We start from the raw sequence: 26674 nt of genomic DNA on the forward strand, positions 1-26674 counted from the left end.
CTGACCGTCAGTGAAACGGAACGTTGCGAGGGACGTAGCAATACCCGTGCCTAAAAAAAACTTCTTATAAATGAACGAGTTGAAAAACAGGCGTCAATCATCCGCCTGCTCGTCTCCATCACGACGGCTCATGCCGTACTTGCGCATCTTTTCCACCAGCGTGGTGCGACGAATACGCAGGCGCTCGGCCGCGCGCGCCACAATGCCGTTGGCATCATCCAGCGCCTGCTGGATCAGCCCCTGCTCCAGACCACCGAGGTAGTCCTTCAGGTCCAGACCTTCCGGAGGCAACATGGCATTGGCGGTAAAGTCCTGGGTATGGCCGTTGATAGCCACGCGCTCTTCCAGATCGCTGCGCAGGCTGTCGACCATTTGCTCGTCTTCATCGTCGACGTAGCGGAATTTCTTCGGCAACTCGACCACGCCGATCACGCCGTATGGGTGCATGATCGCCATGCGCTCCACCAGGTTGGCCAATTCGCGGACGTTGCCCGGCCAGCCATGACGACACAGCGACATGATGGCCGCCGAGTTGAAACGGATCGAACCGCGCTTCTCGTGCTCCATGCGCGAGATCAGCTCGTTCATCAGCAGGGGAATGTCTTCGACGCGCTCACGCAGCGGCGCCATCTCGATCGGGAACACATTCAGGCGGTAGTACAAATCTTCGCGGAAGGTGCCGATCTCGATCATGCTTTCGAGATTCTTGTGGGTCGCCGCAATGATGCGCACGTCGACGCTCTGGGTCTTGTTGCTGCCCACGCGCTCGAAGGTGCGCTCCTGCAACACGCGCAGCAACTTGACCTGCATCGGCAGCGGCATGTCGCCGATTTCATCGAGGAACAGGGTGCCGCCGTTGGCCAGCTCGAATCGGCCGGCGCGGCTGGTGATCGCCCCGGTGAAGGCGCCCTTCTCATGGCCGAACAATTCGCTTTCCAGCAACTCGGCCGGAATCGCCCCGCAGTTGACCGGCACGAACGGCGCTTCGCGGCGCTTGGAATGGTAATGCAGGTTGCGCGCAACCACTTCCTTGCCGGTGCCGGACTCACCGAGGATCAGCACGCTGGCATCGGTGTCGGCGACCTGCTGCATCATCTGGCGGACGTGTTGAATCGCCCGGCTGGTGCCGACCAGACTGCGGAAAAGATTGGGTTCGCGATGACGTCCGCGCTCGCGGGCCTGGTCGTACATCTCGCGATAGACCTGAGCACGGTGCAGCGAATCGAGCAATTTGCTGTAGCTGGGCGGCATTTCGAGGGTCGAAAGCACTCGCCGACGCTGGTCTTCCGGCAAGTCAATGGAAGAATTATCGCCCATTAACAAAACCGGAAGGAACTCATCCCATGTCGAGAGTGTCTTAAGCAAGCCCAGAAGTGCACCAGGAGCATTGACCGTCCCGATGAGGACACAGATCACTTCACGACTTGACGACAAAGAGCCGACAGCCTGCTGCCAGTCATGGCTACCGCAGGGTAAATTTTCTTCGCCGAGAAAATTCAAAATCACCGCCAGGTCGCGGCGGCGGACGCTATCGTCATCAATCAGCAGAATTTTGGTTTCACGCCACATGCAATAGCAACTTCCCTAGTCAACTCAATGCCCAAAATGCTGGGGCAAGCTAAACGCTTGCAGGCCTTGTATGCCTGAAGACGACTGAAATCTGGAACCAGCCACTAGTTAAGTCAAAAATCCGTGCACAGTCAAATTTATGGCGCACTTGTTTGGATTAACCGGGTTTTATTATCCAAACAGATGGTAAACCTTTGCCGCGTTCCGCGCTTGCTGGATCTGAGACATTTCATCGACTATCGCCTGCCTTTCACCCATCGCGACCTCAAGCAGCTGCTTGTAGACATACAGCAGCTCCTCAAGATTGCTGCGCAAAACCTCTTCATCCAGCGAAGCCTCGCTCATGACATCTTCCATGCAGGAACGGCAATCCAGGTCCAATTGACCGATGGCCTCCCAGTCACGCTCGGCCAAAGCACCGACCAGCGCTTCACGAGTTTGCTCTATCCGCTGCAATACAAGACTCATGGCGATCTCCCTTAGAACTGCGGACCTGGCTCAGCAATGCCGTCCCAGCCTTCTTTCACCGTGCGCAACAAGCTCGCGACCTCATCGAGAATCTCCGGATCGCTGCTGATGTTCGCCTCGGCCAGGCGCTTCATCATGTAGAGGTAAAGGCTGTCGAGTTCACCCACGGCATCGGCGCAGTTTTCAAGATCCAGGCCTTCACGCAAACCACCGATGATGCCGATCGCCTTGCTGATCGACACACACTTGCCGGGAATGTCCTTGCGCTCCAGGGCGCCTTTGGCCTGGGCAATACGGTCCAGGCCACCCCCCATGAGCATCTGCACCAAACGATGCGGACTTGCTTCGGACGTCTGGGCGTGCGCACCCACTTTCTGATACTGCCGAAGGGCTAACATTGGATTCATGTTCTACCTCATTACCACAAAGACTCGTATGACCAGTGTATCGTCCGCGAGCCAGAGAACTTTAGATCAAAAGACAAAAACCCGGCACACGCGAAAATGCGTAGCCGGGTTTTTATCGTCAGTTCACGACTAGCTGTTGGACTTCTGGGCGTTCAAGGAAGTGAAGAACGAGGTGATGTTACTCGCCGTCGCTTTCATCTGCCCGACCAAAAGGTCCATTGCGTTGTACTTGGCGGTCAACGTCTTGGTCATGTTGGCGACACGCAAGTCCAGCGCAGTCTGCTGATTTGAAAGGTTCTTGCTCACGGTCTGCAGGCTGGTATTGCGCTGGTCAAGCAACCCGCCCGTCTGCACATAAGGCTTGATTACAGTGCCCATGCGCGCCAGCAGGCCGTTGGTAGCATTGCTACCGTTGAACAACTGCTGCACCTGGCCGCTCATGCCGTTGATGGCCATCGTCTTGTTGAACGCCGTTGTATCGAACGCCAGGTTGCCAGTTTTCTCATTCGTCAGCACGCCAATCTGCGACAGCACGGCCAATGGACCGCCCGCCCCGGGAGCGGTCAGCACGCTGCGAATATCGGAGATCAGTGTGCGCGACATCGAATCACCGGTAAACGCCGCCTGAACAGTCAGGTTGCCATCGGCATCCGCTGTCGCCTTGGACAGGGAGTTGATGGTGTTCATCAGGGTGTTGTAGGAATCAACGAACGACTGGATCGACGTCTGCAAACCGGTGGTGTTGTTCGCAACGGTGACGGTCGCCGCAGCCGGCGGCGTACCCGGGCTCACAGATGTCAGGTTCAGGGTCAGGCCACTGACCGCGCCGGTAACCGTATTGCTCTTGCTGGTCACTGCCAGTCCATCGATGGTCAGCGATGCATCCACCGCAACCCCGTTGACAGCTCCTGAACTGGAGGCCGAAGGGTTGGTGCCCATCGGTTGGGTGCCGTCGATTTCAAGGCCGGCGATACCGCTGACCGTCAGGTCGGAACCCGCGCCGGTCTTGGTGGAGCTGATCACCAGACGCGATGCACCCGTGCTGTCGGTCACGATGTTGGCAGAAATACCATTACTCGCCTGTGCAGAGTTGATGGCGTCCCGGGTGCTCTGCAAGGTCGCATTGGCTGGAATCGTGACATCGTAATCAGTGCCATTCTGACTGATTTTCAAAGTACCACTCGGAATGGCACTGGCGGCACCGCCGGCAAAAGAAGCACTGGCTACTTTCGAGCTGGTGGCCAGGTTATTCACAACAACGCTGTAAGTACCGGCAACGGCGGTATTGTCGGAAGTTGCACCCAGGATCGACGGGGTACCCGAAGTTGCGGTATAGCCCGCAAACGCAGGATTGGTCTTGCTACCGAGATTGGTCAGCGCCGTCTGAAAGGCCGTCAGTGCGCTTTTCAAGGAACCGACACCGGAGATCTTCAGCGTGTTGGTTTTGGTCTGGGTATCGATCTGCGTCTGTTTCGCCGATTTGTCGGCGTTGACCAGCGCAGTAACGATCGCACCGATATCCAGGCCAGAGCCCAGGCCCGTACCCGGTAAAATTGGACTTGCCATTTTTCGTCTCCCTTCAGGTTGCTGCCACTCTTTTGACCTTTATCAGCGCCCAAAGAACGTACAAACACTATTCATGCCAGCTATCAAACTTTGGCATCGAACAATACATGGCTCGCATTGCTCAGGCTTTCCGCCAATTTGAGGGCCTCGGCGGAGGGGATCTGTCGCACGACTTCGCCCGTTTCGCTTGCAATCACCTTGACGACGACCTTTCCGGATTGCTCGTCTATCGAGAACTCCAGATTGCGCTTGATCGACTGTACAAACTTTTCGATCTGCTGCACCGCCTGCTTCAAGTGGGTGTCATCCGTATCCAGCTTCTTTTCCGCCACGGGAGTCTCGCTGGCGACTTTAGGCTTTTCCGGCGCTTTATCCGAAACGGTGCTCGCTGGCTGGGGAGCCGGATAAGACACGCCAAGCTTTACGCTCATCTCCATGCCCATCACCTCTTAACGTAAAAAGCGAGAGAGCGTGACAAGCACACTCCCCCGCCCAAACTCTTGCCGAAATTACTGAAGCAGCTTCAGTACAGCGGAAGGCAGTTGGTTGGCTTGAGCCAGAACCGAGGTAGAAGCCTGTTGCAGGGTTTGCTGCTTGGTCAGGTTCGCGGTTTCTGCGGCGAAGTCGGTGTCTTGTACACGGCCTTGTGCAGCAGTGGTGTTTTCCACGATGTTCTGCAGGTTGGAGATGGTGCTGGTCAGACGGTTCTGCGAAGCACCCAGGTTTGCGCGGGTGGCGTTGATCGATGCCAGAGCAGCGTCGATCGCGGTGATCGCGTTGTCGATGTTGGCAGACAGGGTAGCGGAAGTTGCACCAGTCAGAACAACAGTACCGCTGCCTACGGACAGGGATACGGCGTCGAACTTGGAGCTCAGTACCAGGTCGATTCGGTTAGCCGAGCCAGTGTTGGCGCCAACTTGCAGTTGCATGGTACCAGCGGTACCGTCCAGCAGGTTTTTGCCGTTCAGATTGGTGGAAGCAGAGATACGAGTGATCTCGTCAGACATCTGAGCGAATTCGGAGTTGGTAGCGGTCTGGTCAGCAGTGCTGTTGGTACCGTTACGTGCTTTAACAGCCAGTTCACGCATACGCTGCAGAATGTCGGTCGAAGCTTGCAGCGCGCCTTCAGCGGTCTGGGCAACGGAGATACCGTCGTTGGCGTTCTGCACTGCCTGATTGCCACCACGAATCTGTGCAGCCATGCGAGTTGCGATCTGCAGGCCAGCGGCGTCGTCTTTAGCGCTGTTGATTTTCAGGCCGGAAGACAGGCGAGCCATCGAAGTCGACAGAGCGTCGGTAGCACGGTTCAGGTTTTTCTGAACGTTCAGCGACGTGGTGTTGGTGTTTACTGTTAAAGCCATGACGAATTCCTCGTTGGTTGGGTACTGCGGCTTCCGGCCCTGGCAACCGCCGGGTATGGCCTAGAGAACCTTCGTATTAGTTATCGTCGGGTTGGCAGGTTGCTTGAGGGCTTTTTTTAAAAAAAATGCCATCACCCTGCCACCCCCGAGAAAACAAGGGCTTAGCGCCCCTCAACCGCGAAAAAATGACGCCATAAAACTGTCCAGCCCGAAAACGCCCGTGCCAAAGCTGTTGTTGCCCTCAGGCCGTCATGTTTTCGAGCAATTCGATCAACTCATATTCCATGAAATCGGCGAGCCCCAGCCAATCCTGGCGCTCCTGGCAGGCGAGCATTTGCCTGAGCAACGATGCCCACGCCTGTTGCACGTCCTGAGGCGCCTGCAAAAACAGGCGCTGCGCCTCATCGAACAGATCGACCATGTTCAACGCCGCTTCGACATCACGCCCCAAGCGAAACAAACCGGCGCATTGCCGGTATTCCTCGATACCTATCGCCTGATGCTTCATCGCACGAAATCCTGATTGAACTGCGTCCCGGCAATCATTGCCCCCGCCCGACTGCTGTTGAGGAAAAGGACCTGGGGATGCCTGGCAATGTAACGCTCCAGCTCGCACAGATAGCCGCGAAAATTCAACTGCGTCTTGACCTTCTGGCCATGACCATCGTGCACCCAGTATCTGGCCTGACTCACCGGCGGCCCCAGGTCACCATCGTTCCAGCCGGTGTGGGTCCGGTTCATTGGAAAGGCAAAGTCGGCACCGAAAAGCGTGATGCGCTGCCCGCCCATCTTCACCGCCAGATCCACGGCCGGGTGAATCACGCTGCCGCCCACGTTCAGCAGCGCACGGGGATGCTGTTCGCGCAACGTGGCGTAGATCGGGCTTGCGGAGTAACCACCGTAACGCTTGCCTTTCCAGGCTTTGAGCATTTGTGGATCGCTCAATGGCAAGTACACCAGCGCAATATCCTCGGACGCATCACCGGGCAAGTGCAGCACGCTGATGCGCTGGTCGATGCTCACGACCAGGTCAGGCTTGATTCCGTGCTCGCGAAGGGGCTTGTAGGCCGTGTCCACACAGATGAACAGAGGTCGCGGGGATTGGTTGCGCACCGCTGCCAAGCGCTCGAAATTCCCTTCCAGGCTCGGCCCGGTGGCAATCACATAAACCTCGCGCCCGGGACAAGTGCCAAAGAGCCGAGCCACATCGTCATCGGCAAGCAGTAGTCCAAGGGTGTCCTGCAAGCGCTGCAGAATGACCGGCGACTGCGGGTCGAAATCACGATTGTTGAAACTCAAGTGCACTTCGCTGACCAGCCGATCACGAATCTTCGCACTGTGGTCATCGGCCAGCAGCATTTCGGCGGGCAAGGCAAAAAACGGCGTGAAGATGTCGGACAGATCGCCGGCGTAGAGCAATTGCACGCGCGGATCGCCCAGCCATTGGCGTTGATCGATCAGCTCCAGCACCAACAGGAAAAGCGCGCCGTTGAGAATGTGGACATAGAGTTTTTCAAGCCCGGCGCGTTCCAGCAAAACCGCAGGCAAATCGCCGAAGCCGGTGCCGTAAACGTGCAGCTGTGGCTTGTCGAGCGGGAGACTGGCGGCCTGCAGGCGGGCCTCGCGCAGACGACCATGACGGCTGGTGAGCTGGATGCCACCCACACACAGCGTCGAGTCCCGCCCCTCGATCAGGTCGACCTCGACGGCCAGGCGGTCTTCCGTTTTCAATCGCGCATACAGCGACGGCCAGCGACGCTGGATAACCTGAGCATTGTCTTCAAAGCATTCGCTCATGCTACCTCGCATTCCTTACAAGCAAAAAAGCGCTCAAGGTTAACCCTTGAGCGCTTTTTTGTACCGGCCTTTTTATTAAAAGACGTTCACTCAAGGACGATAGATAATCGCCGAACCCCATGACAGCCCCACTCCGAAACCGCTGAGCGCAACGCGCTTCCATTCGGAATCGAGAATATGCTTTTCCAGCAGCAATGGAATGCTCGACGACACCGTGTTACCGGTCTCGACCATGTCCTTGATGAACTTCTGCGGGCACTCTTCGAAGCGCCGCGCAACTGCGTCGACAATCGCCGCGCTGCCTTGGTGAATGCAGAACGCATCGATGTCGTCAGCGCTCAATTGCGATTCGCCCAGCAACTCATGCAAATGCGCCGGCACCTTGAGCAGTGCGAAATTGAACACCTGGCGACCGTTCATGAAGAACACGCCGTCGGTGACTTTCAAATGTGGGGCGCCGGAACCATCGGTGCCGAACTTGGCCTTGCCCAGTGCCCAGGTCGGGTTCTCACCCATCCAGGTAGCCGTGGCCGCATCGCCGAACAGCATGGTGGTGTTGCGGTCTTCCGGGTCGACGATCTTCGAATACGGGTCGGCAGTGATCAGCAGGCCGTTCTTCAGGCCAGCGGCCTCCATGAAGCCCTTGATCGCATAAATGCCGTAGACGTAACCGGAACAACCCAGGGAAATATCGAACGCAGCGACGTTGGTCGGCAGGCCGAGTTTGTCCTGCACGATGGCCGCGGTATGCGGCAGGCCTTCTTCGTCACCGTTCTGGGTGACAACGATCAACGCATCTATGGACTCGCGTTTCAAATCGGGGTTGCTGGCAAACAGCGCATTGGCCGCTTCAACGCACAGATCGGAAGTTTCCTGATCAACGCCCTTGCGCGGCAGGAAAGCCGAACCGATCTTGCCCAGGATGAATTCTTCATCCTTCTCGAATTTTGCACCTTGTGCGTAATTGTCCACGCCGGCTACAGGAACGTAGCTCGCAATGCTCTTTATGCCAATCATTACGGCTTCCCAATAATAAACAGCCCAATACCACCACTCGCAGGAATCGAGGGGCGCCGACAAACCTGGATTTGCGTCGCCCCAAGGCGACGGCCGGGAAGCGTAGAGGGCCATCACTGAACCCGATAAAGGGTCAGGCGCCATCTTCCCGGTCAATACAATACAGTGAAGATGCCCGTTATGACTCGCAGGTCACGCTATTTTGCCGAATCAGCCCGGCAACGGGTCATTCGACCAACGACCAATCCAGTGCTGTTCCACGCTTGATGGCCTGACGGGCACGGCGTCCCAGGAGACTTTGCGCGTGTTTGGGCGCCAGCCCGAGACCCGGACGGATGGCTCTCAGATTTGTCCCGTCGAAGGGCTCGCCGGCCGCCATATCCCGGGTTACATACAACGATCTACGGTACACCAGGGATTGGCGCTCAGCCTCGGTGACACCGTAATGCACCTGCCCCATGGCTTGCCAGGCGCGCTCGGTTTCAATCACCAGGCTGGCCAGTTCGGAAGGCTCCAGCGAGAAACTGGCGTCGACGCCACCGGCCGCACGGTCGAGGGTGAAATGCTTTTCCACCACCGTTGCCCCCAATGCCACCGCCGCCACGGACACACCGACCCCCATGGAGTGATCGGACAGCCCCACCTGGCAATCGAACAACTCGCGCAAATGCGCGATCGTGCGCAGGTTGCTGTTCGCGGGTGATGCCGGATAGGTGCTGGTGCATTTGAGCAGCACCAGATCCTTGCACCCGGCCTCGCGGGCGGCGCGCACGGTTTCATCGAGCTCGGCGATGCTGGCCATGCCGGTGGAAATGATCAGCGGCTTGCCCGTCGCGGCCACCCGGCGTATCAGCGGCAGGTCGGTATTTTCGAAACTGGCGATCTTGTAGGCCGGCACGTCGAGGCTCTCGAGGAAGTCCACGGCGCTCTCATCGAATGGCGTGGAGAACGCCAGCAGGCCCAGCTCCCTGGCGCGAGCGAAAATCGGCGCATGCCATTCCCAGGGCGTGTATGCCTTCTCGTACAGCGCGTACAACGAACTACCGGCCCACAGGCTGTTGGGGTCCTTGATGAAAAACTCACCCTCGGCCAGGTCCAGGGTCATGGTGTCGGCGGTGTAAGTCTGCAGTTTCAACGCATGGGCACCGGCCTTGGCCGCGGCCTCGACGATTTGCAGCGCCACGTCCAGGGACTGGTTATGGTTGCCGCTCATCTCGGCAATGATCAATGGCGGCGCATCGGCACCGATCAGGCGCTCGCCAATCTTGAAGCTAGTCATCTGCGTGATCCTTCAATACGCGCGTGAACGCGCAGGCACTCTGGGTAAAACCGGCTTCGCGAAAGACATTCAGCGACGGCTGGTTAGCGGGCAATACCTGGGCGGTGAGCGACTCAAGTTCTGGCCAGCGGGCCTTCACAAAGGCTTCTCCACGGTCCAGCAGCGCCCTGCCCCAGCCCAGGCCGAACCGGCCTTCGAACAGATAAATCGACACTTCGGCGGTAAAACCACGCACGTCATAACGCAGCACACCGACCGGACCGTCATCGGCCTCGGCTATAAGCAGCAGCCGCCAGGGATTGCTCAGGGTCGCCGTCAGCCAGTTTTGATGCGCGGGCCACTCGATCACTCCGGTCTCCAGCGACCAGTGGCGCACGGCCTCGGTGTTGCGCCCGTCGAACAACAGCTGCGCATCACCCAGGGTCGCCGGACGTACCCTCAGCACCGCGCCGGCCAGCGCAGCCGCCACTCGCTGCGCCCCCCGGCCATCGACCAGTTGTCGCGATTGCCGCGCCAGGCTCTGGCGCAGACCCTGATTACCCGCGACAAAGCCGATGGCCAGGCGCAATTGCTCGACACTGACCTGCTCGCGCGCCCCCATGAACACATGGGCGCCCGCGGCCGCCATGACCTCGCCGTTGACCTGCTGGTTGTTCGATACGGCAATGCAAATCGTCGGCAGCCCCATGGCCGCCCGCTCCCAACTGGTGCCGCCACCCGCCCCGACAAACAGGTCGGCCTCGGTCATCAATCGATAAAAGTCACTGACAAAACTGTGCAGGCGCCAATGCGGGCGACTCACCGCCAACGCCTGCATCTGCGCCCAGGCCGGATTATCTGCTCCGGCGACAAAATCGACTTCCAGCTCAGCAAAGTCTGCCAGCGCCAGCATCGCATGATGGGTCTGCATTGCCGCGTCGAAACCGCCGAAATTTACCAGCACACGCCGGGCCTGAGGCTTGATTTCGATGGCCGGGCAACGGAACTCGTCGCGCAGCATGGCAAACCTTGGGCCGAACAAGGTCCGGCAGCCTGGCGCCAGCAGCGACGCATAAGCCTCTGGCGTTCCCGAGAGATTCTGGTTCAGCAGCAAGTCGGCGCTGTAGGTCCGCGTGGCGAGGTCATCAACCACGGCGATCCGTGGCGCAAAGCGCCGGGCGGCCGTCTGCCAGTGATGATCGAGGCCGTAGTGGTCGACAATGATCCAGTCAAACGCCGGCTGGTGCTCCAGCAGCGGCTCGAGCGCGGCGATGTCCGTCTGCCATGGCAGCATGGACTCGATGGCTTGCTGCGGGTCTTCATCGCTGTAGCGCTCGGGCAGCGCGAAGGTTTCGAAACCTTCGGCCCGCAGTGCCTCCAGTCGATGCCCCGGTAACAGGCGACAGGCGAACGCCACATGACTGCCCTGCCTGCGCAACACTCGGGCCAGGCACAGGCAGCGCGCGATGTGGCCGCTGCCGATGGTTGGCGAGGCGTCAGAGCGAATCAGCACTCTCATTGCAGCTCCCCCCCGGCCTTCAGCGCGGCATACAGGTATTCGGCGCGTTTCCAGTCCTGCGGTGTGTCGATGTCCTGCACCAGATGACGCGGCAGGATGACCGGCAGGCTGTACGGCGAATACAACACCTCGCCACGCAGCCAGGCATCGCTGCGGCCCCAGTAGAACTGTCCGGCATCCTGATAGGCGATCGACAAATCCTGGGAGCGGGTATCACGATACTGCGGATACAGCGCCGTTAATGCCCCCTGATCATCAAGGGTCAGGGCTCGCTGGACCGGGAACCCGAAGTCGCACACCGAGAAGGCGAATGACTTGTCGGGATGCTGTTCCAGCAGGCTCAGCCCCTGGACAAGAAATCGCGATTGCAACAAAGGCGCGGTCGCGTAGATACAACAGGCGCGATCAAACTCGCCCCCTTGTTCGCGCAAGGCTTGCAGGGCATGGGCGATCACCGCCGCAGTGCCCGTGAAGTCGTCGGCCAGTGCCGCCGGGCGCATGAAGGGCACCTGGGCGCCGCAGTCCCGCGCCAGCCCGGCAATTTCCTCGTCGTCGGTGCTGACCACCACCCGGGAAAACAACCCGGATTCCAAAGCGACCTGAATCGATCGGGCAATCATCGGCACACCGGCAAACGGCTTGAGATTCTTGCGGGGTATGCGTTTGCTGCCACCGCGGGCCGGAATAATGGCGACGTTGTTCAACGGCATTTTTCCAGGACAAACCAGGTGATGTCATCCACCGGGAATTGCCGATCGCGGTGGTAACCAAAACCGTAATCAACCAGTTGCAGGTCGTCATAGCGATCGAGCATTTCACCGGCGAAATCGCGTTTGAACAACTTGCCGCTGTTGCCGCGATACGGGACCTCGACCGGCGCCGGGTTGTAGTACTCGGCGATCAGTATGTAGCGCTGGCTCAGCTCATACAGTTGCGCGTACGCGACCGGCAGCAACTCCGGCGCCAGGTGAATCAGCACACCTTTGCTCAGGGTCAGGTCGAAGGTGCGTTCCCGTGGGAAGTCGAACAGCGAACCCTGCCAGATGTGTGCGATACCCAACGCCCGGGCCGCGGCACAAGCGCTGGCATTGATTTCCACGCCGAACAACTCGCAGCGCGGCAACAGCTGGTGCAGTGCCTGCAGGTTGTTGCCGGCATTGGTGCCCAGTTCTACCAGGCTGTCGATGTGCCCGACCCGTGTCAGTGCCTTGGCGAACAACGCCAGGTTGGCCGCCACCAGCGGCTGCCCGACATTGCGCTCAACGTACTGGTTGCCGAATTCACCCTGCCAGAAGGTTTCCTGCTCGGTCAGTTCATGCATCACACATTTCCCACCCGCCGCAATGGCTGGATTATTTCGATCAGCTGCCGCATCTGCTCGACCACGTAGTCCTGTTGTTCATCACTGAGCAACGGATATAACGGCAGGCTGATGGCTTCGGCGTAGTAACGTTCTGCCTGCGGAAAATCACCTTCGACGAACCCTAGATCACGATAGTAAGGCTGCAAATGCACGGGAATGTAGTGCAGGTTCACACCGACCCCGGCCTCTCGCAACCCCTCGAACACCTCACGATGAGTGAGACCGATCTGATCGAGTTGCAGCCGCACCACATACAGATGCCATGACGACTCGGCCTCGGGTTGCGCACCAGGCAAGGTCAGCGGCAAATACGCCAGCAAGCGGTCATAACGAGCCGCCAGTTCACGCCGGCGCTCGATGAACTCATCCAGCTTGTTCAACTGCGACAAACCAAGGGCCGCTTGCAGGTCGGTAATGCGGTAATTGAAGCCCAGCTCCACCTGCTCGTAGTACCAGGGGCCGTGGCTGGGTCCGGTCATCTGCTGCGGATCCCGGGTCATGCCGTGGCTGCGCAAGCGTTGCAGACGCTCGGCCAGTTCCGGGCTGTTGGTCATCACCATGCCACCTTCGGCGCTGGTGATGATCTTCACCGGATGAAAACTGAACACGGTCATCGCGGCAAACTCGCCACAACCCACCGGCCGCCCGGCGTAGGACGCACCAGCGGCATGGGCCGCGTCTTCGATCACAGTAACGCCATATCGCCTGGCCAGTGCGGCAATCCTGCGCATGTCGCAGCTCTGCCCGGAGAACGCCACCGCCACCAGCACTTTCGGCAGCAGGCCTTCACGCTCGGCCCGCTCCAGCTTGACGGCCAGCGCAGCGGCATCGAGATTCCAGGTCAGCGGGTCGATGTCGACAAAATCCACCTCGGCACCGCAGTAGCGAGCACAGTTGGCCGAGGCGAGAAAGGTGTTCGGTGTCGTCCACAGCCAATCGCCCGGGCCGAGCCCTGCCGCCAGGCAAGCGATGTGCAGGGCCGCCGTGGCATTGCACACCGCCACGGCAAAACCTGCCTCGCAGCGTTCGGCCATCGCCCGCTCAAAGCGCTCGATGGTCGGCCCCTGGGTCAGCCAGTCAGACTGCAATACACCGACCACGGCATCGATGTCCGCCTGATCAAGGCTTTGCCTAGCGTAAGGAATCATGCTGGCAACCAGACACGCACCAGCGCGTCCCGAATGATCCGACACCCGAACGAACCGGTCCCGCCTGCGATGAAAATCGATTTTCCGTTGAACATGCCTTGAATCCTTATACCTGTTCGCCAGGCCTAGCCGAGCATCTGCGCCCAGTTCACCGAAGCACTTTCGCCCAGGGCAAAGCCTTTGCCGCTCAAGGCCAGATTGGCGTTATAGGCCTGGTCCTGAGCAAAGGCTGGGGCCCACTTGTCACGCAGTGCATCGAGGGCTTGCGGCGCTTGTGGTACTTCGCCCGAATGAATCACCTGTACCAGCGGCGTCCACACGGTGAGGTAACCGGCCTGACCGGCCCGCAGGCACAGGTCGACGTCGCTCAAGCCGTCGGCGAAGGTCACGCTGTCCAGACCGTCCAGCTCGTCGAACAACGCTTTACGCACCATCAGGCATACCATCGACACCGCCGAGTAGTTCTGCTCCAGCGCCAACCGGTGCAGGTAACCTTCGGCGTCGTGTTTTTCACCAACAAAGGCTGAACCCACACCACCGTTCATGCCGAGAATCAGACCGGCCTGAGTGACCTTGCCGTCGCGGTCGATCAACTTGGGACCGACCACGCCGACTTCCGGACGCTGGGCGTGATTGAGCAGCGACTCAAGCCAGTTCGGGTTGACCACTTCACTGTCGGCGGCCAACAGTATCAGGTACTCGCCCTGCGCCTGCTGGCTGGCCGCGTTGTACAACGCCGCATCGCTCATACGCTGATCGGTGCGCAGGACGCTGACTTTCGGATGCTGATAAGTACCGAGCCAGTCATTGACCTCGGCCGACTGATACTGGTTGATCGCAACCAACACTTCGTACTGGATGTAGCGGGTTCGCAGCAAGACCGCTTGCAGGCACTGCTGCAGGGCCGAAAGATTGTCCCCGGCCGGCACGATGATCGACACCAGCGGGCGTTCAGTGTGGCGGTAATCGATCTGCCAGGTGCCAGGTACCGTCGAAGTGATCTTGGCCTTGTAGCCGCGATTGCCCAGGTGGCGCAACAACGCCAGGCGCTCATCGGCGTTTTCTTCCAGTACCGGCGCCCGGGCAATCACCAGCGGCTCATCCAGGTGGGCCAGCCCGTTGAGGCCACCATTCTCGATGATGCGCAGCAGCAGGTCGAACTCAAGGGCCTTGCTGAAATCAGGCTGGTAGCCACCGACTTCAAGGAACACTTCCCGACGGATCAGCCAGTGACGCGCCATCAAGGCCGGCAGGCTTTGCAGCAGATCAAGATTGAAGCCAGGACGGAATACGTCCACCAGTGCGCCTTCGCTGGTGCGCTGGATTTCGTCGGTGGCGACGGCGCGGCAATCCGCGGCAGACAACAGTTCCAGGCTGGCGCGCAACAGCCCGCCGGCAGTGAACTCGTCGCCGGCTTCGGCCAGCATCAACCAGTCGCAAGGCGACTGACGAGCACCCTGGTTCAGCTTGTCGACGTAGTTGCTTTGGGTAACCCGGACAAAGTGCAGAGTGTTCTGCGCCGTGGTCGCGGCCGGTGCTTCACCGGTGGTGAAGACCACAATCCTGAACGCCTTGCTGTGACCTTCGAGCAGGCTGTCGAGAGAGACTTGCAGCTTGTCGATATCGTTATCCAGGTCGAGCAGGAAAATCCCGAACTGAGGACCTCCGTCGTTGGCCGCAAGGTGTCGGGCGATCGACTCAGCCTCTTGTTCATCAGGCTGGCGGGGGGAGAGCCATTTGAGCAGTCGACCGGAGAGCATCTTGTCGAACGTCGCACGATTACCCTCAACCGACACCGCCTCCAGACGTGCAGCCCAATCGCCCAGGGTCTGCGCTTCTTCGTCCTCACCCAACAGTTCCAGCTGGGCCACCAGACGCTTGACCACCGCGCGGTTGAAGATGTTGCTGTCGTGGGCTTGCCACAAACGGTCGACCACACTTTCCGGCGTGTCATTGTTGCGCGCCAGCATCAGGCTCTGCTGACGGGTCCAGATACCCTCCAGGCCTGCCAACTGAACGCGACCGGCCGGCATGGCGTGCAACAGGAACTCGAACTGGGTCAACTGATCGAAAAACGCCTGGTTGTAGAACGGCATTTCGACGTATTGCTTGGGGCCGAAACGGCGCACAGGGCCTTTCTCGACGCTCGTCCAGGCGGACTCGATAATCAGCTCGGTGGTCAGTGCGCGACCGGTGCGCAAGCTATCGGCCAAGGCCTCAAAGCTTTGCAGCGCGAACTGCCGGCCTTGCTCCGGGTCCTCGCTTTGAACTTGAGTCGGCAAGCCGAAGAGGAAAGCGGCAAAGGCTTCACGCTCGGCGACCGTCCTGGCATCCGTATGAGCCAGCGTGTGGAAGATTTCAGTGTTGTGATCCGAGTACCCGTAGTTCATTTCACGCACGACATACGGGATCGGCAGAATCCGCGCCTTGCCCCGCGCCAGCATGTAATAGGTGTGACCGATTTCCTGCCATTGGAAGGACGTATCCTGAGGCATCACCTGATACCAGTCACGTACCAGGTCGGTGCGCTGTACGGCATAGAAAGGTGGCAGGTACTGGTGCATGTAATCGAGCACACGCTCCTCGGCGTGCTCGGACGAATAGTCTTCGCAGACCTTCTTGTCCCGCCGGAAGTAGCTGACGCTGTTGGGTTGCGACAGGTACATCATGCTGTAGCCGTGGCACAGGCCGTAATCGGGATTGGCCTGCATGAATGCCACGGCTGCGCGCAGGGCGTCGTGCACATGGAAGTCATCGTCGGCGGCGAACACCATGAACGGCGTGGTCACTTGTTCCACGCCAAAGGCCAGCTTGGCACGGACTCCCCAGTAGCCAAACTGCGGAACATGCTGGTAATCCACATTTTCAAACTGCCCGGCCAGGCTTGGCTGACCTTCAGTCGAAGAATCCAGCACCAGAATCCTGCAAGGCAAGCCGCTGTAGAAACGTGCGGCCCGGCGCAAAAATGCCGGCCGCTCGTGAGACATCAGCACCACGGTCAACTGTTCGTTGAGTGCCAACCCGTGTTCAGAATTGTTCTTGCCTTGCATACATTTCCCCACAACGGCGAATCGCCGAAAAAACCCAACGATGTCTTGTCGATTACCGCACGCGACGCAGATAGCCATCCGGCGCGACGGTGATCAGCAGCTTGCTGTGAATGGCCTGATCGATTTCAAAACCGCCGTTTTCTTCCAGGTAAGCCCATACCGCGGTCTTCGGGTTGTCGCCCTTGCCCCACGGACGGTCCGGGAACGCGTCTTCGGGCATGTCTTCAACCACGGTATCCATCACCACGCAGTAGCTGCCCACCGAGGTCATCGGCGCATAGGCCCGCAGCTCTTCCAGGACGTGCTCGTGGGTATGGTTGGAGTCCAGCACCACCAGCACTTTCTTGCCTTCGACGCGCTGACGGACCTGCTCGACGATTGCCGGATCAATGCTCGAACCCTGGATCATCTGGATCCGCTTGCTCATCGGGTGCGCTTCGATCGCCTCACGGTTGTGCTGGCGGATATCGATGTCGACGCCCAGCACTTCGCCATGGCCGATCAGTTCGAGCATCGAGGCGTAAAACACCAGCGAGCCGCCGTGGGCAATACCGGTCTCGACAATGATGTCCGGCCGCAGCGCCCAGATGATCTCCTGCATGGCGACCATGTCCTGGGGAAACTGAATGATCGGGCGGCCCATCCAGCTGAAGTTGTAGGTGTATTTATGCTTGGCGGTCGTGCCAACCCAGTCCAGCGACGTGGCTTGCAACGCTTTGTCCTGTTGCAGGCCTTCGATGTTCTCTTTTACTTCTTCACGAAACTGCTCATGAGGATTCATTACAGACTCTCCGGAAATTGGTGCGGTGGTTAGTTGAAAACCCGACCGTTTTGAAAGGAAGCTGGATTGGTCTTGATGGTCCTGGCGGGACTGCCCACCACAACCGCATAGTCTGGAACGTCTTTGGTCACCACGGCGCCTGCACCGATGGTGACCCAACGACCGATGCGCAATCGCGGCAGGATCGTGGCGTTGGTGCCGATGAAGGTGCCGTCGCCGATCTCGACGCAACCGGCAATGCAGACACCCGGCGCCATGAATACCGAATGGCCGATCTGTCCCTCATGCCCGACGACGCTGCCGGCGCTGATGCTGGTGTTATCACCGAGGCTGACTTGCGCCTGCATGATCACGCCCTCTTGCAGATAGGTGCCGACGCCCATGGTGATCATCGTCAGATCGATGCCCGGGTGGATGAAGTTGCCCAGGGTGCCGCCGGCCTCGACGATTTCGCAGGTGGTCCGGTAACGCAGCGCCGTGGTGCCAGTGATCAGATTGACAAAGCGTGTATCGGGGCCTCTCAGCTCGGCCACCTTGTCGGTACCACCCACCACCGGCACGCCATAAAACAGCGTGCCTTGCTTCGCCGGATCGTTATCGAGAAAGGCGAACTGCACGTCCGGCTGGCTGCGTTGCAGGGTGAGGATCATCCGTACCGCTTCAGGATTGGCCGCCCCCAGCAGGTAAACCTTCATAGCCGCGTCCTTTTGAGTACCAGCGCGCGCAGCACCTCGATGACCCGTTGCTGATCGTCATCGGTCATGTCGTGATAACTCGGCAGATTGATCGCGCGCTCCGGCAGCGCATGCGCCACGGGCGAGTCAGCCGTCAGTTCGCTGAACATCGGCAAGGACGACAGCGGCCAGAAGAACACCCGCGCATCGATATCGGCGGCCTGGAAGGCTGCAATCAACATGTCCCGCGTGATCCCCAGCTCGCGGTCAAAGACGACGGTGGGCATCCAGTAACCGTTGCGTGCGTGTTCGGGCTCAGGGTTCATGGACAGGCCCGGCAGCAGGGCCAGCGCCTGGGCATAGTTGGCGAAGATCGCGCGCTTGCGTTCGATCAGCTCGTCGATCCGTTCAACCTGGGCGCAACCGACGGCCGCTTGCAGGTTGCTCATTTTGTATTTGAAGCCCAGGAAATCCGGCCAGAACTGTTTGCTGCTGCCCGCTACCCGGCCATGGTTGGACAGGGTCAATACCCGGTCATACAGGGCCTTGTCCGACGTCACGAAGATCCCGCCTTCGCCGGTGGTCATGGTCTTGGTGCCGTGAAAGGAAAACGCACCGAACGCGCCCAGTGAACCCGCCGCCTGACCGCGCCACTGCGAGCCGATCGCCTCGGCGGCGTCTTCGATGACCGGCAGGCCAAACTCACGACCGATGGCCAGCAGCGCATCCATGTCGCAGAGATTGCCGTAGAGGTGCACCGCCAGAATCGCCTTGGTCCGTGGGGTAATTGCCCGGCGAACCTGCTGCGGGTCAAGGCACCAACTGTCGGCCAGCACGTCGACGAACACCGGTGTCGCACCCAGATAGGTGATGGGCGCAGCCGAGGCGATCCAGTTGGTATCGGCGAGGATCACCTCATCGCCGGCACCGATGCCCAGCGCCGCCATGCCCATGTGCAGCGCGCCGGTGCAACTGGACGTTGCAATCGCGTAGGTCGCACCCACGTGCTCGGCAAAAGACTTTTCGAAGCGAGTCAGGTACTCGTAGCAGCGCTCTCCCCAACCATGGCGGACGGCATCGAGAACGTAGTCAGCTTCCAGCTCACCGACACTGGGTTTGGTGTAATGAATTCGGCTCATCGAATGATCAACTCGGGAATGGCAATGACAAAACGACCGTCCCATGCACGAATGCCGGCAAAGGCCTGGGTGATCTCATCCAGCAGGTTCCACGGCAGCACCAGCACGTAGTCCGGTTTTTCGATGTCGATCTGTGCCGGCGACACGATCGGAATGCGGCTCCCGGGCAGGTACTTGCCTTGCTTGTGCGGGTTGGCATCGGCCACCCAGGCCAGCAGGTCCGGCTTGACCCCGGCGTAATTGAGCAGGGTGTTGCCCTTGGCGGCGGCGCCGTAGCCGACCACGCGCTTGCCATCGGCCTTGGCCTGCAACAGGAAGCGCAGCAGGTCATGCTTGATGCGCTCGGCGGCGGGCGCCAGGGTCGCGTAGTACTCAGGGGTTTTCACCCCGGCGGCGAGTTCAGCCTGCAGCTGTTGCCGAACCGTCGGTTGCACTTCACGACGCTCGCCGTCCAGCCGCTGGACGAAGACCCGCAGCGAGCCGCCATGGGTGGGGAGCTGACTGACGTCGAACACTTGCAGGCCATTGCGCTCGCACAAGGTCTGCACAGCGGTCAGCGACAGGTAGGAATAATGCTCATGGTACAGCGTGTCGAACTGCTGGCCGGCCATCAGGGTCAGCAACTGCGGGAATTCGAAAGTCGCCACACCCGCCGGCTTGAGCAAGGTCGCAAAGCCGCCGAGGAAATCGTTGATATCCGGGACGTGGGCCAACACGTTGTTGGCGGCCATCAGGTCGGCGCCCCAGCCTTCGTTTTTCAATTGCGCGGCGGTGTCGCGACCGAAAAACAGCTCACGAATCTCCAAGCCTTTTTCCCGCGCCGCTTGCGCGGTGCTGCGGGTCGGCTCGACGCCCAGGCAAGGGATGCCGCGCCCGGCCACGTACTGCAACAGGTAACCGTCGTTGGCCGCGACTTCCACCACACGGCTGTCGGCGCTCAGGCCGAAGCGTTCGACCATCTCGGCCACATAACGCTCGGCATGGGCCAACCAGGTGCTGGAGAACGAACTGAAATAGGCGTACTCGGCATCGAACAGGCTGTCGGCGCTGGTGTAATCCTCGGTTTGCACCAGCCAGCACTGCTGGCACACGGCAACCTTCAACGGCACCCATTGTTCGGCCTGCTCCAGCTGGTCGGCACGCACGTAAGCGTTGGACGGCGGCGAGGTGCCCAGGTCAATCAGCGGCAGGGCCAGCGCAGCGGCGCAACCACGGCAGTTCATAGACGCACTCCGGCAAAGTGTTCATCGAGCGCCGGATGGCTCGCATCGCGCACCGACAGATTATTGACAGGCAACGGCCAGGCAATCGCCAGCCGTGGATCGAGCACCGACAACCCGCCTTCATGTTCCGGCGTGTAGTCGTTGCTGTGCAGGTAAAGCAGCTCGGCATCGGCACACAGGGTCTGGAAGCCATGGGCGAACCCGGCAGGAATCAACAGGCTGCGGCCATCGCCGGCACGCAGGTGTTCGGCGTGCCAGTGCAGGAAAGTCTCGGAGTCGGGACGCAGATCCACCGCGACATCCCAGACTTCACCGCGCAGGCAGGTGATCAATTTGGCTTCCGGTGCACGGGCACTCTGGTAATGCAGGCCACGCACGCTGCCGCGTTCGCGGGTGCAGGAGTGATTGATCTGGCGAATATGAAACGCCTGGCCAAACGCACCGAGGCTGCCTTCGCAAAACAACCGGGAAAAGTGCCCGCGCTCGTCCTCGAAACGTTTGTGCTGCACGCTGAACAATCCGTTCAGCGGCAACGTCTTCAGCAGAAATTCACTCACAGCGTGCCTCGGTACAGGTTCAATTGCGCCAGGCTGACGGCGCGCATGTCATCGCCGTTCTGCCACGCCAAATGCCAATCCAGGGTCTGGGTCAGGCACTGCTGCAACGACCAGCGCGGTTGCCAGCCCAGCAATTGACGGGCGCGGCTGCTGTCCAGGCGCAACAGGCCGGCCTCATGCATATCGCTCGGTTCGATGCGTAGCCCGCGTGCTTGCGGCCAGCGGCTGGCGAGCAGTTCGACCACTTCACCGACGCTGCGCATGTCCGCTTCACCGGGGCCGAAATTCCACGCCCCGGCGAATTGCGGGCCCTGCTCAAACAGGCCGACCGCCAGTTGCAGATAGCCGGCCAGCGGTTCCAGCGCGTGCTGCCATGGGCGCACCGCCTGGGGATAGCGCAAGGTCACGGGCTCATCCGCCGACCACGCCCGCAGCACGTCGGGAATCAGCCGCTCCGGGGCGAAATCGCCACCGCCGAGCACATTGCCGGCGCGGGCCGTGGCCAACGCCAGACCATGCTCGCCATGCTTTTGCGGCGCAAAGAACGAGGCGGCATAGGATTGCGCCAGCAATTCGCAGCACGCCTTGCTGCTGCTGTAGGGATCATGACCGCCCAACGCTTCGTTTTCGCGGTACGGCCACAGCCATTCCTGATTGGCGTAGACCTTGTCGGTGGTCACCAGCACGCAGGCGCGCACGCCGCCCACCTGACGGATCGCCTCGAGCAGGTTGAGCGTGCCCATGACGTTACTGGAGTACGTGCCCAACGGGTCGCGATAACCTTCGCGCACCAGCGGCTGGGCCGCCAGGTGCAGAACGATCTGCGGCTGGGTTTCGGCGATCAGTTCCAGCAAGGCCCCCAGATCACGCAGGTCACCGCGCTGATCATTGATGCCTTCGTGAACCCGGGCCAGTTCGAACAGGCTCGGCTCGGTGGACGGGTCGAGGGAAAACCCGCTGACCTCGGCACCCAGGCTTTGCAGCCACAACGTCAGCCAACTGCCCTTGAACCCGGTGTGGCCGGTGACCAGCACGCGCTTGCCGCGCCAGAATTGCGGGCTCAATCCCATTGCTTCCATGGGGCCTCCCCGCTCTGCCACAGCGCTTCGAGGTGATTCTTGTCGCGCAGGGTATCCATCGGTTGCCAGAAACCGTCGTGCTGGAACGCCATGAGTTCGCCGCGCTCGGCCAGGCCGTCCAGCGGGCCGGACTCCCACGAGGTTTCATCGCCGTCAATCAACGGCAGCACTTTGGGCGACAGGACAAAGAACCCGCCATTGATCCAGCCACCGTCGCCGCGAGGTTTTTCAGTGAAGCCCAAGACCTTGTCGCCATCGCGATTGAGGGCGCCGTAGCGACCTGGTGGTTGTACCGCGGTGACGGTCGCCAGCTTTCCGTGCTTGAGATGGAAATCCACCAACGCACCGATATTGAGGTCCGACACGCCGTCGCCATAGGTAAAACAGAAGGCCTTTTCGTCTTCGAGGTAGCGTCGGGCGCGGCGCAAACGGCCACCGGTCATGGTCTCTTCGCCGGTGTCGATCAGCGTGACGCGCCATGGCTCGCTGTAGTTCTGGTGAACATCCATGCGGTTGTTGCGCATGTCGAACGTGACGTCGGAGGTGTGCAGGAAGTAGTTGGCGAAGAAGTCCTTGATCGCATAGCCCTTGTAGCCAAGACAGATCACGAAATCGTGGATTCCGTGAGCGGAGTACTGCTTCATGATGTGCCAGAGAATTGGCTTGCCGCCGACCTCGATCATCGGCTTGGGCTTGAGGTGCGACTCCTCGCTGATCCGCGTACCCAGGCCACCCGCCAAAATAACTGCCTTCATCCCCTTCCCTCTTGTTCGTCACAGGGCTCAGCCAAGCTGTATCAAGCTTTTGCGGGGCCATCTGGGTTAGACCTGCCGCCGTTCAGGACACGTCCGGACTCCCCGGAAGTGCTCGTTTTATGGCGATATAAGGGGGACTTGCAGGAAACGCGCCAGCTCTTTCAATCCGCTACCGGGCAATGCCTGGCGGGCATCTTCAACGCCGATTGCAAAACCTGGTGGCAAAAAAAAGGCAGGCGACTCAACGTCGCCTGCCTGGACGGGATGGATGCGCGAACGGTCAGTCCGCCAGCCAGCCATTTTCCCAGTAGCGCAAATTGTCGCCGCGCAGCACGTAGTCACGCAGCACGATCTCGCGCAACTCATCGCCCATGCGATAGCTGGCGTCCGGATCGGCCAGGTGCATGCGGATCGCCTGCAGCCATTCATCCGTGGAGTTGGTCTTGATCCGGGTGCACGGCAAGTAGCCGCGATAGGCTTCGGTGTCGGTGCAGATCACCGGGTAACCGCACGCGCCATACTCCAGCAGCCGCAGGTTGCTCTTGCAGTCGTTGAAGATGTGGAACTCCAACGGCGCCAATGCCAGATCCAGGTTCAGGCTGGCCAGCTTGGCCGGGTACACATCCAGCCCGATCACCCCATGAAACTCATGCATGTACGGGCGCAAATCGTCCGGGCACATGCCGAAGAAGACCCAGTCGACTTCATTGGCCAATTCGCGGACCACATCGGCGATGACAGCCAGGTCACCGTGGTGGCTGGTGCCGCCACCCCAGCCGACCCGAGGTTTTTTCGAGGTGCGGCGCTGACTGCGCAGATCGGTCCACAAGTGCGACGCCAACATGTTGGGTACCACGCGGATGTCGTGATGCATGTCCGACAGTGCGTTACCCAGCGGTTCGGTGGAGACCACCACGCGATCGCACATGCCGATGGCGCGCCGGACCAGCGACTCCATTTCATCCTTGCCCGGCATATTGCGAATATGCGCATTACGGTGCGGGACGTTGATCACAAAGTCATCCAGCTCATAGATACGTCGCGCGCTGGAATATTTTTGCAGGCTCGGGATTTCGTTGATCGGACCTTCGGAATAGCGCCCCTGCAAGATGATCACGTCAGGCGAATGGCGCTCGACTTCGATGATGGTCGGCAGGTTGTAATGAATGCGCCCATGCGCCCTGCCGGCGGCCTCCAGTTCGATCAGCGGTTGCGTGACCCGATAATGGCCAATGGCGGATGCGTTGACCGGCAACGCGAGAATCTTCGGTAATTGCGCCTTGGAAAACGGACTCCAACCGGATCGCAAGCCGGGCTCGAGACTGAAGCTTGCCCCGCCCAACCCCTGCAACGCCAGGTTGGTGTTGTAGGCCGGATCACGGGCCACGATCGGCAGCCAGCGCTTATAGAAAACCTCCTGCTCCTGTTCGCTCCGGGCCTGGTCACCCTCTTGCGCTACCACCGCCGGTTGCGCGCCCAAGGCCAGTTGCGCGTGGGGCGTCCACACCACCAGATAACCTTCCTGGCCGACCCGCAGGCACAGGTCCACCTCGTTGAGGGAGTGCGCCAGGCCCTGCTCGTCCAGGCCGCCGACCGCATCGAAGACCGCCTTGCGCACCATCAGGCAGTCGCCGCCGACAGCACTGAAATTGTGGGCGACCTGCAAGCGGTACATGTAGCCTGCCGCGTGCAGCATCTCGCCATGGAACGGCACGCCGGCGGGCCCTTGCAGCCCGAGAATCAGGCCGGCATGCAGCACGCGGCCATCGGGGTTGAACAGCTTGGCCCCCACCACGCCGACTTCCGGACGTTGTGCATGATTGAGCAGTTCACCCAGCCATTGCGCCTGGGTGATCACCGTGTAGGGGTTGAGCATCAGGACATACTCGCCAGCGGCCTGCTGCACGGCGAAGTTGCGCACCGCCGCTGCATTGCCCTGCAACTCGTAACGCAACACCCGGACCCGGTCGCTGCCCAGTTGCGCCATGCCGGCGAACCAGTCAAGCGCCTCGGCGCTCTCGCTGCCATTGTCCACCAACAGCAACTCGTATTCACCGTACGCGGTTTTCTCCAGCAGGCTCTCGACACAGCGTTGCAACGCCAGGGTCTGGTCCTTGCTGACGATAACGATCGACACCAGCGGCCGATCTTCATGGTGATAGTCGACCCGATTGAGCAGTGCCGAACTGCCCTGGCGAATGCCGTGGGCGACACCCAGGCGCTGCAAGTGCGCCTCGAGTAACCGCGGATTGGTGTCCACCACTTGCGGCAGCGACAGCCATTTGGTCAGGTCGAACGCCGACTCCAGCAGAACCTCCGAAACGTGTCCGACCACCTGCGTACCGCCGCTCTCGACCATTCGCCACAACACATCGTGTGGCGCCAGTTCGCCGTACACCGAATCGAAACCGCCCAGCGCCAGGAACTGCTCGCGCTCGAATGCCAGCGCTCGCCCCACGTAGGGATAACTGCGCATCAGGTCCAGGTTGAAGTCCGGCTTGAAGGCAGGCTCGGCCGACTCCCCCTGATGCAACCCACCTTCGTCGCTGTACAGACAGGTAATCGCGCGCGACAGCGCAATGCGTTCAGCCATGACCAGCAAGGCCGGCGCCACCAGCCGATCACCGGCACGCAGCAGATAGAACCAGCCAGTGCCTTCCAGTTGCGGTAACAAGGCGTTGATCTGCTGCTGCCAGTCGTCCTGCAACGGCAAACGGAACACGCGCTCGTCGAGCACGGCTTCTGTGCACGATGCCGACAGCACCAGCGTCAGCTCAGGGGCGTAATCCTGATCCGCCAGCGATTGCAGGGTGAGCTCCAACGCCGAACGGCTGCCGTGCTCATCGATGATGATCGGAACGATTTTGGGCTTTGTTGGCCACGCTTCCAACGTGTCCGCCAACAGCTCGCGCTGACCGTCGGTGAGACGGCGGCACGCCAGCCACTGGGCATACAGTTGCGCGAAACTGACACTGGCAATACCGACATGCCAGTCCTGGGTGGTCTGCTTGGTGCCCAGGGTCCGGCTCAGCGGCAACTCCTCCCAAACCCGCGGCGACTCCTCCACCCTGGTCAATGGCAGATAGCGCACCCAGCCCTGGGCCGGCGCTGATTCGCCGCTACGTGCCTTGAGCATCTGCGACAGCCACTGCCGCTCGATTTCGGCTGCGTCCTTCATCGACTGTTGGCCGCTCAATCGTTCGGGGTACAGGCGTTCGACGCCGAGCACGTGATTGGACACCGCCAGGTTGCCGCGCCGCATCAGGCAGACATACAAGGCGAAGTCGAGGGTCGCGACGAAGCAATGGCCTGGCTGAGTCAGTGCCGGGAACAGTTCGAGCACGTCAGCCCGACGGAACATCGCGTTGCTGAAACCACCGAGGATGTTGACCGGGAAATTTTCGAAGATCGCCAGCAGGTCCTCCCCCTTGAACACCCCGCCCACAGGGGACAGCGGGGTATTTTCCAGGCGCGAAGGCAGAGGCATGTCGTCGGCATCCCAAAGCAGTCGCTGAGCGACGACCAGGTTGACGTCGGCACAATCGATGAGCATCTGCGCCTGACGCTCGATGCAGGCCGAGAACAACTGGTCGTCATCACAAAGAAATTTGATGTACTCGCCCCGCGCCTGCTCCAGGCAAGCCTGCAGGTTACCCACCAGCCCCAGGGTTCGCGGGTTACGCACATAACGTACGCTCGCCCCCTCCTCAACCAGCGAAGCCACGATGTCTTCGATTTCCTGGCCGCGACTGTCATCGCAAACGATGATCTCCAGATTGCCGTAGCTCTGGCTCACCGCCGTGTGCAAGGCACGACCGAAAAAGCGCGGATTGAAGGCGGGAATGACCAGGCTGACAAGCGGGAGTGAATTCACGGCGGGCTCACAGGCGGCGCGAGCCCGCCCTGAAAAGCGAGCCCTTTGTTACCGCAAAAAAAGACGATA

General features: G+C 60.3%; 23 protein-coding genes. All 23 read right to left on the reverse strand.

Annotated features, from left to right (window positions below; all coding sequences use genetic code 11):
* Nucleotides 1-93: 93 nt before the first annotated feature.
* Nucleotides 94-1569: a sigma-54 dependent transcriptional regulator gene (locus AC1RDQ_RS24155; protein WP_046037712.1), complete on the reverse strand. Its 1476-nt coding sequence runs from the start codon at nt 1567-1569 to the stop codon at nt 94-96.
* A 171-nt stretch (nt 1570-1740) separates the two neighbouring features.
* Nucleotides 1741-2037, reverse strand: coding sequence for a flagellar protein FliT (gene fliT, locus AC1RDQ_RS24160; RefSeq protein WP_056721566.1), 297 nt, complete (start codon nt 2035-2037; stop codon nt 1741-1743).
* 11 nt (nt 2038-2048) lie between these two features.
* Nucleotides 2049-2444, reverse strand: a complete 396-nt coding sequence (gene fliS, locus AC1RDQ_RS24165; protein WP_090453820.1) for a flagellar export chaperone FliS — start codon at nt 2442-2444, stop codon at nt 2049-2051.
* Between the two features lie 129 nt (nt 2445-2573).
* Nucleotides 2574-4010 carry a flagellar filament capping protein FliD gene (fliD, locus tag AC1RDQ_RS24170; protein WP_429521409.1) on the reverse strand — a complete coding sequence of 479 codons (1437 nt, stop codon included), beginning with the start codon at nt 4008-4010 and terminating at the stop codon, nt 2574-2576.
* Nucleotides 4011-4093: 83 nt separating this feature from the next.
* Entirely contained in the window at nt 4094-4447 is a 354-nt protein-coding gene (locus AC1RDQ_RS24175; RefSeq protein WP_340315027.1) for a flagellar protein FlaG, read from the reverse strand.
* Nucleotides 4448-4519: 72 nt separating this feature from the next.
* Nucleotides 4520-5371 (reverse strand): flagellin domain-containing protein, encoded by an 852-nt coding sequence (locus AC1RDQ_RS24180; RefSeq protein ID WP_057715895.1) that lies wholly within the window; start codon nt 5369-5371, stop codon nt 4520-4522.
* A gap of 241 nt (nt 5372-5612) precedes the next feature.
* Nucleotides 5613-5879 (reverse strand): hypothetical protein, encoded by a 267-nt coding sequence (locus tag AC1RDQ_RS24185; RefSeq protein WP_492588322.1) that lies wholly within the window; start codon nt 5877-5879, stop codon nt 5613-5615.
* A complete protein-coding gene (locus tag AC1RDQ_RS24190) occupies nt 5876-7168 on the reverse strand; it encodes a motility associated factor glycosyltransferase family protein (RefSeq protein WP_492588324.1) in 1293 nt (430 codons plus the stop codon). The genes AC1RDQ_RS24185 and AC1RDQ_RS24190 overlap by 4 nt, the downstream gene beginning before the upstream one ends.
* A 90-nt stretch (nt 7169-7258) precedes the next feature.
* On the reverse strand, nt 7259-8185 hold the full coding sequence (locus AC1RDQ_RS24195) for a ketoacyl-ACP synthase III (protein ID WP_056721553.1): 927 nt from the start codon (nt 8183-8185) through the stop codon (nt 7259-7261).
* Nucleotides 8186-8411: 226 nt separating this feature from the next.
* Entirely contained in the window at nt 8412-9464 is a 1053-nt protein-coding gene (gene pseI, locus AC1RDQ_RS24200) for a pseudaminic acid synthase (RefSeq protein WP_057715898.1), read from the reverse strand.
* Entirely contained in the window at nt 9457-10962 is a 1506-nt protein-coding gene (pseG, locus tag AC1RDQ_RS24205; protein WP_492588326.1) for a UDP-2,4-diacetamido-2,4,6-trideoxy-beta-L-altropyranose hydrolase, read from the reverse strand. Before pseG ends, pseI begins: the two co-directional genes overlap by 8 nt.
* The gene (gene pseF, locus AC1RDQ_RS24210) at nt 10959-11666 is read right to left on the reverse strand and encodes a pseudaminic acid cytidylyltransferase (protein WP_340315017.1); all 708 of its coding nucleotides are present in this window, start codon (nt 11664-11666) and stop codon (nt 10959-10961) included. Before pseF ends, pseG begins: the two co-directional genes overlap by 4 nt.
* On the reverse strand, nt 11663-12283 hold the full coding sequence (locus AC1RDQ_RS24215) for a pseudaminic acid biosynthesis-associated methylase (RefSeq protein WP_057715900.1): 621 nt from the start codon (nt 12281-12283) through the stop codon (nt 11663-11665). The genes pseF and AC1RDQ_RS24215 overlap by 4 nt, the downstream gene beginning before the upstream one ends.
* Nucleotides 12283-13473 (reverse strand): UDP-4-amino-4,6-dideoxy-N-acetyl-beta-L-altrosamine transaminase, encoded by a 1191-nt coding sequence (pseC, locus tag AC1RDQ_RS24220; RefSeq protein ID WP_492588328.1) that lies wholly within the window; start codon nt 13471-13473, stop codon nt 12283-12285. Before pseC ends, AC1RDQ_RS24215 begins: the two co-directional genes overlap by 1 nt.
* Before the next feature lie 125 nt (nt 13474-13598).
* Nucleotides 13599-16523 carry a TIGR00180 family glycosyltransferase gene (locus AC1RDQ_RS24225; RefSeq protein WP_492588329.1) on the reverse strand — a complete coding sequence of 975 codons (2925 nt, stop codon included), beginning with the start codon at nt 16521-16523 and terminating at the stop codon, nt 13599-13601.
* 52 nt (nt 16524-16575) lie between these two features.
* Nucleotides 16576-17304: a cephalosporin hydroxylase family protein gene (locus AC1RDQ_RS24230; RefSeq protein WP_090453807.1), complete on the reverse strand. Its 729-nt coding sequence runs from the start codon at nt 17302-17304 to the stop codon at nt 16576-16578.
* Between the two features lie 29 nt (nt 17305-17333).
* The gene (locus tag AC1RDQ_RS24235; protein WP_492588330.1) at nt 17334-17999 is read right to left on the reverse strand and encodes an acetyltransferase; all 666 of its coding nucleotides are present in this window, start codon (nt 17997-17999) and stop codon (nt 17334-17336) included.
* Entirely contained in the window at nt 17996-19117 is a 1122-nt protein-coding gene (locus AC1RDQ_RS24240) for a DegT/DnrJ/EryC1/StrS family aminotransferase (RefSeq protein WP_057715905.1), read from the reverse strand. Before AC1RDQ_RS24240 ends, AC1RDQ_RS24235 begins: the two co-directional genes overlap by 4 nt.
* Nucleotides 19114-20340 carry a class I SAM-dependent methyltransferase gene (locus tag AC1RDQ_RS24245; protein ID WP_090453801.1) on the reverse strand — a complete coding sequence of 409 codons (1227 nt, stop codon included), beginning with the start codon at nt 20338-20340 and terminating at the stop codon, nt 19114-19116. The genes AC1RDQ_RS24240 and AC1RDQ_RS24245 overlap by 4 nt, the downstream gene beginning before the upstream one ends.
* Entirely contained in the window at nt 20337-20897 is a 561-nt protein-coding gene (locus AC1RDQ_RS24250; protein WP_492588332.1) for a dTDP-4-dehydrorhamnose 3,5-epimerase family protein, read from the reverse strand. Before AC1RDQ_RS24250 ends, AC1RDQ_RS24245 begins: the two co-directional genes overlap by 4 nt.
* On the reverse strand, nt 20894-21976 hold the full coding sequence (gene rfbG, locus AC1RDQ_RS24255) for a CDP-glucose 4,6-dehydratase (protein WP_492588334.1): 1083 nt from the start codon (nt 21974-21976) through the stop codon (nt 20894-20896). The genes AC1RDQ_RS24250 and rfbG overlap by 4 nt, the downstream gene beginning before the upstream one ends.
* Nucleotides 21958-22731 carry a glucose-1-phosphate cytidylyltransferase gene (rfbF, locus tag AC1RDQ_RS24260; RefSeq protein WP_057715909.1) on the reverse strand — a complete coding sequence of 258 codons (774 nt, stop codon included), beginning with the start codon at nt 22729-22731 and terminating at the stop codon, nt 21958-21960. The genes rfbG and rfbF overlap by 19 nt, the downstream gene beginning before the upstream one ends.
* 280 nt (nt 22732-23011) lie before the next feature.
* Nucleotides 23012-26605 (reverse strand): glycosyltransferase, encoded by a 3594-nt coding sequence (locus AC1RDQ_RS24265; RefSeq protein WP_489339997.1) that lies wholly within the window; start codon nt 26603-26605, stop codon nt 23012-23014.
* Nucleotides 26606-26674: the final 69 nt, after the last annotated feature.

This window comes from Pseudomonas sp. GW823-FHT02E01, assembly GCF_058797535.1.

What these genes read in the sequence shown, in the direction of transcription:
- AC1RDQ_RS24225 (WP_492588329.1), bottom strand. Translation starts at nt 16,523, where the DNA reads ATGCAAGGCAAGAACAATTCTGAACACGGGTTGGCACTCAACGAACAG.
- AC1RDQ_RS24175 (WP_340315027.1), bottom strand. Translation starts at nt 4,447, where the DNA reads ATGGAGATGAGCGTAAAGCTTGGCGTGTCTTATCCGGCTCCCCAGCCA.
- AC1RDQ_RS24190 (WP_492588324.1), bottom strand. Translation starts at nt 7,168, where the DNA reads ATGAGCGAATGCTTTGAAGACAATGCTCAGGTTATCCAGCGTCGCTGG.
- AC1RDQ_RS24230 (WP_090453807.1), bottom strand. Translation starts at nt 17,304, where the DNA reads ATGAATCCTCATGAGCAGTTTCGTGAAGAAGTAAAAGAGAACATCGAA.
- pseC (WP_492588328.1), bottom strand. Translation starts at nt 13,473, where the DNA reads ATGATTCCTTACGCTAGGCAAAGCCTTGATCAGGCGGACATCGATGCC.
- AC1RDQ_RS24235 (WP_492588330.1), bottom strand. Translation starts at nt 17,999, where the DNA reads ATGAAGGTTTACCTGCTGGGGGCGGCCAATCCTGAAGCGGTACGGATG.
- rfbF (WP_057715909.1), bottom strand. Translation starts at nt 22,731, where the DNA reads ATGAAGGCAGTTATTTTGGCGGGTGGCCTGGGTACGCGGATCAGCGAG.
- AC1RDQ_RS24180 (WP_057715895.1), bottom strand. Translation starts at nt 5,371, where the DNA reads ATGGCTTTAACAGTAAACACCAACACCACGTCGCTGAACGTTCAGAAA.
- AC1RDQ_RS24185 (WP_492588322.1), bottom strand. Translation starts at nt 5,879, where the DNA reads ATGAAGCATCAGGCGATAGGTATCGAGGAATACCGGCAATGCGCCGGT.
- AC1RDQ_RS24195 (WP_056721553.1), bottom strand. Translation starts at nt 8,185, where the DNA reads ATGATTGGCATAAAGAGCATTGCGAGCTACGTTCCTGTAGCCGGCGTG.
- fliT (WP_056721566.1), bottom strand. Translation starts at nt 2,037, where the DNA reads ATGAGTCTTGTATTGCAGCGGATAGAGCAAACTCGTGAAGCGCTGGTC.
- AC1RDQ_RS24215 (WP_057715900.1), bottom strand. Translation starts at nt 12,283, where the DNA reads ATGCATGAACTGACCGAGCAGGAAACCTTCTGGCAGGGTGAATTCGGC.
- AC1RDQ_RS24155 (WP_046037712.1), bottom strand. Translation starts at nt 1,569, where the DNA reads ATGTGGCGTGAAACCAAAATTCTGCTGATTGATGACGATAGCGTCCGC.
- fliD (WP_429521409.1), bottom strand. Translation starts at nt 4,010, where the DNA reads ATGGCAAGTCCAATTTTACCGGGTACGGGCCTGGGCTCTGGCCTGGAT.
- AC1RDQ_RS24245 (WP_090453801.1), bottom strand. Translation starts at nt 20,340, where the DNA reads ATGAACTGCCGTGGTTGCGCCGCTGCGCTGGCCCTGCCGCTGATTGAC.
- fliS (WP_090453820.1), bottom strand. Translation starts at nt 2,444, where the DNA reads ATGAATCCAATGTTAGCCCTTCGGCAGTATCAGAAAGTGGGTGCGCAC.
- pseI (WP_057715898.1), bottom strand. Translation starts at nt 9,464, where the DNA reads ATGACTAGCTTCAAGATTGGCGAGCGCCTGATCGGTGCCGATGCGCCG.
- pseG (WP_492588326.1), bottom strand. Translation starts at nt 10,962, where the DNA reads ATGAGAGTGCTGATTCGCTCTGACGCCTCGCCAACCATCGGCAGCGGC.
- rfbG (WP_492588334.1), bottom strand. Translation starts at nt 21,976, where the DNA reads ATGGAAGCAATGGGATTGAGCCCGCAATTCTGGCGCGGCAAGCGCGTG.
- AC1RDQ_RS24240 (WP_057715905.1), bottom strand. Translation starts at nt 19,117, where the DNA reads ATGAGCCGAATTCATTACACCAAACCCAGTGTCGGTGAGCTGGAAGCT.